The organism is Actinomyces sp. W5033, from assembly GCF_051303165.1.
Genome location: NZ_JBPPGD010000002.1, coordinates 240,669 through 247,463 on the forward strand (window position 1 = coordinate 240,669; position 6,795 = coordinate 247,463).

Genomic DNA, 6,795 nt, shown 5'->3' on the forward strand with positions numbered 1-6,795 from the left:
ACATGTCAAAGACCTCCGCCGGGGCCACGGGCGAGACCTTCGACGCCCCCGTCCTCGTCCTCATCGACCTTCAGACGCCCACGACGGGCACCGCCGGAAACGAGGCGCCGGCCGCCGCCCCCAGCGCGGGGCTCGCGCTCGTCGCCGAGGCCGCGGCCCTGACGAGCGCTGGCGTGGTGGCCCTGACCCTGGCTCCTGTGGGGCCGCAGGCCCGCGCGGCTCTGACCACGGCGGGCGCCACGCGGGTGCTCACCGCCAGGCTCGGGCAGGCTGGCACGCACGCGGGCGCTGTGGCGGACGCCCTCGTCAGCGCTGTCCGCGCCGTCGGGCCGGCCGTCGCGCTCGTGCCCTGCGACTACCGCGGCAAGGAGGTCGCCGCCCGGGCGGCCGTGCTCCTGGGCTCGGCGTGCAGCGCCGACCTCAGCGACCTGGGGGTCCAGGACGGCGCGCTGACCGCCCGCCTGACCGTGTTGTCCGGCTCGTGGGCCACGACCCTGAGGATCGGCGGGCAGGGCACGACCCCGGTCGTGGCTGTGCGCCCGGGGGCCTATGAGCCTGTGTCCACCGGCGGCGACGACCGGCTCGTGGTCGAGGACCTGGACGTCGCCCTCAGCCCCGAGTCCCGTCTGGTGCGGGTCCTGACGCGTGAGCCCGCCCCCACGGCCTTGGGGCCGGACCTGACCCAGGCCCGCACCGTCGTCGTCGCCGGGCGGGGCGTTGACGGCGACCTCGCCCTTGTGCGCTCGCTGACGGAGCCTCTGGGTGCCGCCCTTGGCGCGACCCGCGTCGCCTGCGACGAGGGCTGGGTGGAGCGCAGTGCCCAGGTGGGCCAGACGGGCGCGAGCATCGCCCCGCGCCTGTACATCGGCCTGGGGGTCTCCGGGGCCGTGCACCACACGAGCGGCATCCAGGGGGCGGGCACGATCGTCGCGGTCTGTGACGACGCCGAGGCGCCGATCTTCCAGATGGCGGACTTCGGGGTGGTCGGGGACGTCGCGACGGTGGTGCCGCAGCTCGTCGAGGAGCTGGCACGCCGGCGGGGCTGACCGGCTCCCCGGCTCGCGTGTGCGGGTGTGATCTGCGCGGTGACCGCGACCCTGAGGGGCACAGCACCTGGTGCGCGACAGTGCCTCAGGCTAGCCTTACCTGCGACTCAGGCCTGATGAAGGAGGACGTGTGAGCGAGCAGGGCGGCACTCCAGGCAGCACACCCGTCTCCTCGCGCCGTATGGCCCGTCGGCTCCTCGCGGGGGCCGGCGCCGCCGAGGTCACCGCCTACCGCCACGCCGGGGCCCAACCGCTCGCCGTCATGCACGCCCTTGACGAGGACGGGCGCGTCATCGTCGCCGCCTGCCCCGGGGCTGGACACCCCTTGGCCGACGCCCTCGACGGCGAGGTGGTGGAGGTCCGTCTCGACGTCACCCTCGAGGCCGCTGAGCCCAGCCTGCGCGTGACCTCGGCAACCGCCCACCTCCTGGGTCTGCTCACCTGGCTGGACGAGGAGGAGACGGCCCTCGTCCTGGCTGGTGAGACCGCCGGCTGCCACTGCCCGGTCACGGGCGAGGACCCGCTCGAGGGGCTCGGGGTCCTGGCCGGGGCCCGCGGGGGTCGGCTGGGGATCGTCACGGCCGAGCGCGTCATGGTCCACGACGCCATGGGGGTCTCGGGCCACACCCTGGCCGAGGTCGTCGAGGCGGACGACGCCCCTGCCCTGCTGTGGAACGACCTTGACTCCGTCAGCGCCCAGGAGGAGGTGCGCGAGCTGGGCGACGCCGCTCTCACGCTCCTGTGCGACAGCGTGGTCCAGGGGCGCCTTGCCGGGGTGCTGTGCTCCCACCGGCCGGCGGACGGGCTGTGCCCGTCGCTGTATGGGCGGGTCCTGTGCGCCGACGTCGCCCCGGACGGCGTGACGCTCATGCACGTGTCGCCCACCTGCGTCGAGACCGTGAGGGTCTGCCTTCCCAGCGGGACCCGCCGGGCCTGCGAGGTGGGGCCCTTCCTGCGCGGGTGCGTCCAGGAGGCGCTGCTCGAGGACCTGCTGCGGGGCTGAGCCGGCCTGCGAGCCGCGTAACCCTGTGGATGGCCCGGCGAGCCGCGTGGCCTGCCTCTCCTACGCCTGGTTCTCGCAGCCGCTGAGGCTCGGACCATGCCGCCGTCGTCACCGCCCAGGCTGGGCGCGGTCCCTGTGGGCGCTGGGGCTCGGTGCCCGCGTCGTCGCCTCGCGAGGGGGCGCACGCGCAGGACCGGCCCCGCCGTGAGTGGCGGGGCCGGTCCTGGTCAGGCTCCGGTGGCCGGGCCTCGTGGGTGCGAGGCCCGCTGCGTGGTGTCAGGTGTCAGCGGGCCTCGTAGGTGAGGCAGGCTGCGGTGTCGGGGCCGAGGGTGATGCCCTCGGCGGTGCACATGAGGTCCGTGTTGTGGACGCACTCGAGACGCTGGCAGGCCCCGACGTGGGCCTCGGCGACGGGCAGGCCGCCGCGGGCGTCGAGGTTGATGAGGGTGCTGCAGGTCCCCGCGCCGCCGATGGTGACGGCGAAGGCGGTGCAGCCCCCGTGGTTGAAGGCGCAGGTGGTGGTGGAGCAGGCGGTGATGGGGGCGACGGTCGGCATGGTCGGTTCCTCTCGTGAGACGTGCGGTTGCCGGAGCGGCTGACGTAAATAACGGTAGGAAGGCTGGGGCGAGGCGGCAAGGCGGCAGGTGGCCGCAGGTCTTCAGGTGTCTGTAGGTCGCGGTATCGCAAGGAAAACTCATGGTCATCAAGATGGTGCGGCTGTGTGGCCCCACACGGTGGCGGCCCCTGTTGCGTGTGTGTCCTATTCCCAAATGAGCGGAGCCCTTCCTTCCTGAGGGAGCCCTTGCCTCAGGAGCGCAGTGGTGCGGGGCGGGGTCGGGGGAGAGATGGCGCCGTCGGACCTGTGTTACTGTATTAGTGCAGTGACACAGACGCTCCGGCCGGGCGCCCAGTCACACGCTCATGAGCACCCGTCCACGTTCGAGTCCCAGGAGGCCGCGTGCCCGTCGATGACGCCAGACCCATCTGGGTCCGGCTGGTCGAGACCTTCCGCCTGCGCATCGTCTCAGGCGACTGGCCACCCGGATCCCGAATCCCCTCTGTCCGCGAGCTCGCCTCCGGCACGGGGGTCAACCCCAACACCGTCCAACGGGCCCTCGCCGAGCTCGACCGCAGCGGCCTGACAAGCACCGAGCGCACCTCAGGCCGCTTCGTCACCGCCGACCCTGGCGTCCTTGACAGGGTCCGGCGCGAGCTCGCGACCGGCGCCACCGACACCTACGTCACCGCCTTGACCGGCCTCGGCCTGAGCCTCGAGAGCGCCACCACCCTCCTGGCCGAGCGCTGGGGCACGCAGGGCAGCCAAGGAGACACACCATGCAGCAAAGGAGACACGCTATGACAAGCCGCACGCCGGCACCGGGTACCGCCCGGCCCGCCGCCCCGGACCCCGGGACCCCCTCCGCCCACCCCGAGCCCGGTCTCACCGAGCGGTTCCACACCATCGCCCCGGCCTGGGGCGCCGACCCCGCCACTCCGCCCGCCGTCGTGGTGCGCCACCTCACCCGTGGCTACCGGGGCACCCCGGTGCTCACCGACCTCAGCCTCGAGCTGCCCGCCGGGCGCGTCGTCGGGCTCCTGGGCGCCAACGGCTGCGGCAAGACCACGCTGCTCAAGGTCCTGGCGGGCCTGCTCGCCGACTACGAGGGCGAGGTGAGGGTCGCAGGACACGCCCCCGGCCCCGAGTCCAAGGCTCTCGTCTCCTTCCTGCCCGCTACGGCCTTCCTCGCCGAGAACCTCACCGCTGAGCAGGCGGTCGCCAAGTTCTCCCGGCTCTTCGCCGACTTCGACGACGCCAAGGCCCATGACCTCCTGCGCTTCTTCGCCCTGCCCACAGACCGCCCCCTCAGGGCCATGAGCACAGGCATGGGGGACAAGGTGCGCATCGCGCTCGCCATGAGCCGTCGTGCCCGGGTCTACCTCCTTGACGAGCCCATGTCCGGGATCGACCCCGCCGCACGTGACGTCATCCTCGACGGCGTCCTGCGCGACTTCGACCCCCGTGCCCTCATGCTCATCTCCACCCACCTCATCGCCGACGTCGAGAGCGTCATCGACTCCGTCGTCTTCCTCAAGGACGGCCGCCTCCTGCTGGCCGCGGACGCCGACGACCTGCGTGAGGCCTCCGGCATGAGCATCGACACCCTGTTCCGTAAGGAGTACCACTCATGACACGCACCCTGCTTGCCGAGGAGCTGCGGACCCTCGGCACCGTCCACGCCAAGACCGTGGCTGTCCTGCTCATCATCGGTGCCGGAGCCCTCGCCGTCGGTCTCGTCCCACACGCCTTGGGGGCGGACGTGGTCACCCTGATGACCACCGTCGGTGCACTGGTCGCCTTCGTCCTGCCCGTCCCCGTTGTCCTCGTCCACGGGCTCACCGAGTACTGGCAGAGCGTGCACGGCCCGCGCGGCTACCTCACGATGAGCCTGCCGGCCCGGGGACGCGAGGTTCTCACCGCCAAGGTCCTCTACCTGCTCACCGCGACCCTGAGCGCCTTCGTCATCACCGTCGCCGGGCTCGCTCTCGTCGTGCTCGCCCACTCCTGGATGGACGGGGTCAGCCCCGTGCAGGTGTGGGACCGTGCGCTCACCCTGCTCCACCTCGTCGGTCCCACCGAGGTCTGGACCGTGCTCGGCGCCGCCCTCGTGCAGGTCGGGTGCTCGGTGGTGATAGGGGCGTCCGTCATGAGCATCGCTGCCCAGACCAGGTGGGGTCATCTCGGAGTGGCAGGTGCCGTCATCGGATTGCTCCTGGCCTACCTTGCGTGCCAGTTGCTCTACTCCGCCGCGATGATCCTGCTGCCCATCGGCATCGACCTCAGGACCGGCCTCATCGTCACGCGTTCCATGCTGTCCGAGCTGCTCAGCGGTATCGAGCCGACGGTCCTCGGCCTTGGCTTCCTCCCCGCCGCCATCGTCTTGACCGCGGCACTGGTCTGGTGGGCGGTCCACTGCCTCGAGCACCACGCCTCGCTGCGCTGAGCGGCCAAGGCCTCGGGCTCGCGGCCGCCGCACGGTGGCGCAGGCCCGAGGCTGCCGCTTGCGTGACAGGCCGACGACGGCCAGTGGCCGGTCAGCGGATGCCCAGTGGCCGGGCCGAGACCGGTCCGTCGCCGGTCAGCGGACGGTCGCCTGGGCGAGGACCCGCTCGCCGTCGCCTGCGTACACGACCACGGACTGTCCCGCCGCCAGGCCCCGCAGGCCCTCGTGCAGCTGGCCGCGCAGCGTGCCGGCCGCCGGGTCCACGAGCACGTCGGCTGGCACCGGCCGCCCGTGGGCCCGGACCTGCACGCTCACGCCCTGCCAACCCACCCCAGGACCACCGGCCGCCGTGGCTCCGGTGCTGGCCGGGGGGAGGGCTGACCCCTCGTCGTCGGGCGCCTCGCTGCTGGGCTGGGCGCCGGTGCCCAGCGGGGCGGGGGTGGCCAGCAGGACGAGGGCGTCGGCGTCCACGGACCAGCGGGTCAGCAGCTCCCCGGGGCCGACGACGACCTCGTTTGTCCTCGGGCGGGTCTCCAGGACGTATCGGGGCCTGCCGTCCGGGGCCGGGCGGGTGAGGCCCAGCCCGCGGCGCTGGCCCACCGTGAAGCCGAAGTAACCGCCGTGCGAGCCCAGCACCTCGCCCTCGGGGGAGACCAGCGCCCCCTGACGGGTGCCCAGCGAGCGTTGCAGGAAGCCGCGGGTGTCGCCGTCGGCGACGAAGCAGATGTCGTAGGAGTCCGGCTTGTCCGCCACCGGCAGGCCCCGCTCGGCCGCCTCCGCACGCACCGCGGACTTGCTCGGGGCGTCGCCCAGGGGGAAGAGCGCCCGGCTCAGGGCCTGACGTCCCGAGACCGCCAGGACGTAGGACTGGTCCTTCGCGGCGTCCGCGGCACGGGCCAGGACCAGCCCCTCGGTGCAGCCAGGACGGCCGTCGGCCGCGCCCCCGGACAGGCGCGCGTAGTGGCCCGTGACCACCGCGTCGAAACCCATCGCCAGCCCCCGCTCCAGCAGGGCGTCGAACTTCACCCGCTCGTTGCAGCGCACGCACGGGTTGGGGGTGCGGCCCGCCCGGTACTCGCTGAGGAAGTCCGCGACGACCCGCGCCTCGAACTCCTGCGACAGGTCCCACACGTAGAAGGGGATACCCAGCACCTGTGCCGCCCAGCGGGCGTCCGACGCGTCCTCGATGGAGCAGCAGCCGCGCGAGCCCGAGCGCGTCTGGGCGCGCTGGCGGGTCAGGGCCATGTGAACGCCGACGACCTCATGGCCCGCGTCGAGGGCGCGCGCCGCCGCGACCGCGGAGTCGACTCCGCCGGACAGGGCCGCGAGGACACGCACAGGACCTCCAGGTGCGACAAGGACAGGGTGAGGCGCGGGGGCAGCCTAGCGGCACCACCGGAGGCATGGGGGCGGTGACCGTTGTGTGGGTGGTTCGTGAGCTGCCCACTCGTTCCTGCGTGCTCTCGAGCTCCTCGGTTTGCGTGCGAGCGTACGGTGTTGTGCCGTTCTTTCGAGCGCGAACCGAGGATGTCGGGGTGCGGGGGTGCGGGTTGTGCACAGGTGGTGGGTGGGTGGTGGTGGTCGTGGTGGTGGCGCGGTTACGCTCGGAGGGTTCGTCCGTGTGCCGGGGGTGGTGGCGACGGCGCCCCTGTCCCCTGGTGCTCCCTGCGGCCCTTGGTGGTGTCACGAGCCCATGAACCTCCGCACGCGTCAGCCCACGCCCGCCTCCACCACGCCCGCCTCC

At 72.9% G+C, this 6,795-nt stretch carries 7 protein-coding genes; 5 read left to right on the forward strand and 2 right to left on the reverse strand.

Going from position 1 to position 6,795, the window contains the following annotated elements; all coding sequences use genetic code 11:
- The first annotated feature begins 2 nt into the window (after nucleotides 1-2).
- Together ACSJJR_RS02525 and ACSJJR_RS02530 are read left to right on the forward strand one after the other, a co-directional pair.
- Nucleotides 3-1,046: an electron transfer flavoprotein subunit alpha/FixB family protein gene (locus tag ACSJJR_RS02525; protein WP_435941953.1), complete on the forward strand. Its 1,044-nt coding sequence runs from the start codon at nucleotides 3-5 to the stop codon at nucleotides 1,044-1,046.
- A 130-nt stretch (nucleotides 1,047-1,176) separates the two neighbouring features.
- A complete protein-coding gene (locus ACSJJR_RS02530) occupies nucleotides 1,177-2,049 on the forward strand; it encodes a hypothetical protein (RefSeq protein WP_435941954.1) in 873 nt (290 codons plus the stop codon).
- A 283-nt stretch (nucleotides 2,050-2,332) separates the two neighbouring features.
- On the opposite strand, the gene ACSJJR_RS02535 is transcribed toward ACSJJR_RS02530, so the two are convergent.
- On the reverse strand, nucleotides 2,333-2,605 hold the full coding sequence (locus tag ACSJJR_RS02535; protein WP_435941955.1) for a DUF1540 domain-containing protein: 273 nt from the start codon (nucleotides 2,603-2,605) through the stop codon (nucleotides 2,333-2,335).
- A gap of 402 nt (nucleotides 2,606-3,007) precedes the next feature.
- On the opposite strand from ACSJJR_RS02535, the gene ACSJJR_RS02540 reads away from it, so the two are divergent.
- The 3 genes from ACSJJR_RS02540 to ACSJJR_RS02550 are packed head-to-tail and all read left to right on the forward strand — an operon-like array spanning nucleotide 3,008 to nucleotide 5,051.
- Nucleotides 3,008-3,409 carry a GntR family transcriptional regulator gene (locus ACSJJR_RS02540; RefSeq protein ID WP_435941956.1) on the forward strand — a complete coding sequence of 134 codons (402 nt, stop codon included), beginning with the start codon at nucleotides 3,008-3,010 and terminating at the stop codon, nucleotides 3,407-3,409.
- Nucleotides 3,406-4,239 carry an ABC transporter ATP-binding protein gene (locus ACSJJR_RS02545; RefSeq protein ID WP_435941958.1) on the forward strand — a complete coding sequence of 278 codons (834 nt, stop codon included), beginning with the start codon at nucleotides 3,406-3,408 and terminating at the stop codon, nucleotides 4,237-4,239. Before ACSJJR_RS02540 ends, ACSJJR_RS02545 begins: the two co-directional genes overlap by 4 nt.
- On the forward strand, nucleotides 4,236-5,051 hold the full coding sequence (locus ACSJJR_RS02550) for a hypothetical protein (RefSeq protein WP_435941959.1): 816 nt from the start codon (nucleotides 4,236-4,238) through the stop codon (nucleotides 5,049-5,051). The genes ACSJJR_RS02545 and ACSJJR_RS02550 overlap by 4 nt, the downstream gene beginning before the upstream one ends.
- A 135-nt stretch (nucleotides 5,052-5,186) precedes the next feature.
- Here ACSJJR_RS02550 and mnmA read toward each other — a convergent pair whose 3' ends face one another.
- Nucleotides 5,187-6,389: a tRNA 2-thiouridine(34) synthase MnmA gene (gene mnmA, locus ACSJJR_RS02555; RefSeq protein WP_435941961.1), complete on the reverse strand. Its 1,203-nt coding sequence runs from the start codon at nucleotides 6,387-6,389 to the stop codon at nucleotides 5,187-5,189.
- Nucleotides 6,390-6,795: the final 406 nt, after the last annotated feature.